This is a genomic window from Streptomyces sp. UNOC14_S4 (assembly GCF_020740835.1).
Classification (GTDB): Bacteria; Actinomycetota; Actinomycetes; order Streptomycetales; family Streptomycetaceae; genus Streptomyces.
On the sequence record NZ_JAINFC010000796.1, the window covers coordinates 1 to 2,313 of the forward strand.

Genomic DNA, 2,313 nt, shown 5'->3' on the forward strand with positions numbered 1-2,313 from the left:
GACGGCGATGCACCCCCATCAGGGGCGCGGGGAACTGCGCGACCAGCCCCCGCCGGGCCCGCAGACGCGCACCGGACGCAAGACGCACCCCCATAGGCGCAACGGGGCCCGGGGCGAAGCCCCGGGAGTCAGTCCGCGCGGGGCCGCACCAGCCCCGACTCGTACGCGATGACGACGAGTTGGGCGCGATCCCTCGCGCCCAGTTTCGCCATCGCCCGATTCACATGCGTCTTGACCGTCAGCGGGCTGACGGTCAGCCGCTCGCCGATCTCGTCGTTCGACAGCCCCCCGGCGACCTGCACCAGCACCTCCCGCTCCCGCCCCGTCAAAACGTCGAGGCGGCCGCCTGCCGAAGGGCTCGGCTCCGGGCCGCCCTGGGCCAGGAACTTCGCGATGAGGCCCTTCGTGGCGGTCGGGGAGAGCAGGGCCTCGCCCGCCCGGACGACGCGGATCGCGGAGAGCAGTTCCTCCGGCTCCGCGCCTTTGCCGAGGAAGCCCGAGGCGCCCGCGCGCAGCGACTGCACCACGTACTCGTCGACCTCGAAGGTCGTCAGCATCACCACCCGTACCTCCGCGAGCGCGGGGTCGGAGCAGATGGTCCGGGTCGCGGCGAAACCGTCCGTGCCGGGCATGCGGATGTCCATCAGGACGACGTCCGGCACGTGGCGGCGGGCGAGCTCGACGGCCTCGGCGCCGTCCGCGGCCTCCCCCACCACGGTCATGTCCGGCTCGGAGTTCACCAGGACCCGGAACGCGCTGCGGAGCAGCGCCTGGTCGTCGGCGAGGAGGACGCGTATGCGCTCCGCGGGCAGCTCGTCAGACATGGCCCTCAGCCTAGGCGGGATCCGCCGCCCGCACGGGCGGCGAGCGGCAGCGTCACGCTGACCCGGAAGCCGGGGGCGCCGTCGCGGGGGCCCGCCTCGCAGGTGCCGCCGAGGGCGCAGGCGCGCTCGCGCATGCCCAGCAGGCCGTGGCCGCCGGCGGGACGGCCGGGCGCCCCGGGCGGCGGCGCGGGCTCCGGGGGCGGGTCGCCGCCGTCGTCCAGGACAGTGAGGCGGAGGCCGTCCGCGGCGCGCTCCAGGGAGATCTCGGCACGGGCGCCGGGCCCGGCATGTTTATGGACGTTGGTCAGGGCCTCCTGGAGGACCCGGTACGCGGTGAGGTCGACGGCGGCGGGCAGTTTCCCGATGACGGCGGCGGCCCGGTCCGCCCCCGCCCCCGTACCCGTGCCGGGGCCGTCGGCCGCGTCCGAGGCCGTGCTGACGGCGACGTACAGGCCCGCGCGGGCGAAGCCGTCGACGAGCTGGTCGAGGGCGGCGAGGCCGGGCGCCGGCTCCGTGGGGGCCTCCGGGTCGCCGTACTGGCGCAGCAGGCCGACGGTCGCGCTCAGTTCGGCGAGTGCCGAGCGGCTGGCCTCGCGCACGTGGGCGAGGGCCTCCTTGGCCTGGTCGGGACGGCTGTCCATGACGTGCGAGGCGACCCCGGCCTGGACGTTGACGAGGGCGATGTGGTGGGCGACGACGTCGTGCAGTTCGCGGGCGATCCGCAGCCGTTCCTCGGCGACCCTGCGGCGGGCCTCCTCCTCGCGGGTGAGCTCGGCCCGTACGGCCCGTTCCTCGATGGCCGCGATGTAGGCGCGGCGGCTGCGGACGGCGTCGCCCGCGGCGGCGGCCAGGCCGGTCCAGGCGATGAGGCCGAGGTTCTCCTGCGAGTACCAGGGCGGGGCCCCGGAGAGCACGACGATCCCGGCGAGGAGGGCGAGGGTGAGCGCGGCGATGCGCCAGGTGGCGGGGCGTTCGGTGCGCGAGGCGACGGTGTAGAGGGCGACGACGACGGCCATCGCTATCTGGGTGCGCGGCGGGTCGTCGCGGCCGGTGACGACCTCGACGAGGGTGAGGACGGACGTGGCGCACAGGACCGTGCGCGGGGCTCTGCGGCGCGCGGCGAGGCAGGCGCAGGCCACGGCGCCGAGCAGGAGGAAGTTCAGGCCCGGGGCGGGGAGCGTGCCATGGCGGTTGACGACCGCCCCGATGAGGACGGTCGCGAAGGTGGCGGCGGCCAGCAGCACGTCGGCGGCGAGCGGGTGGGTCCGCAGCCAGCAGCGCGTGCGGCTCAGACCGCTGACGGAGACGGAGACAGGGGGCACGAGAGGGGACCGTTCCCATCGGCAGGGGGCAGGGGCCTCATGGCGTCCACGGCACGGCGGAGCGGGGCGTACGGGCAGGCACGGACAGGAACCGGGCAGGCATGGGCACAGCCGACGCGCTCCCGGCCCACTGGGGGCCGGGAGCGCCGCGGGTGCTGGAGTTGTGC

The 2,313-nt window shown here is 75.8% G+C and carries 2 protein-coding genes; both read right to left on the bottom strand.

Features of this window, described 5'->3' with window-relative positions; all coding sequences use genetic code 11:
- Positions 1-128: 128 nt before the first annotated feature.
- Complete coding sequence (locus K6I34_RS35820) at positions 129-824, bottom strand: response regulator transcription factor (protein ID WP_229332207.1); 696 nt, start codon at positions 822-824, stop codon at positions 129-131.
- A gap of 5 nt (positions 825-829) precedes the next feature.
- Positions 830-2,146 carry a histidine kinase gene (locus tag K6I34_RS35825; protein ID WP_229332208.1) on the bottom strand — a complete coding sequence of 439 codons (1,317 nt, stop codon included), beginning with the start codon at positions 2,144-2,146 and terminating at the stop codon, positions 830-832.
- Positions 2,147-2,313: the final 167 nt, after the last annotated feature.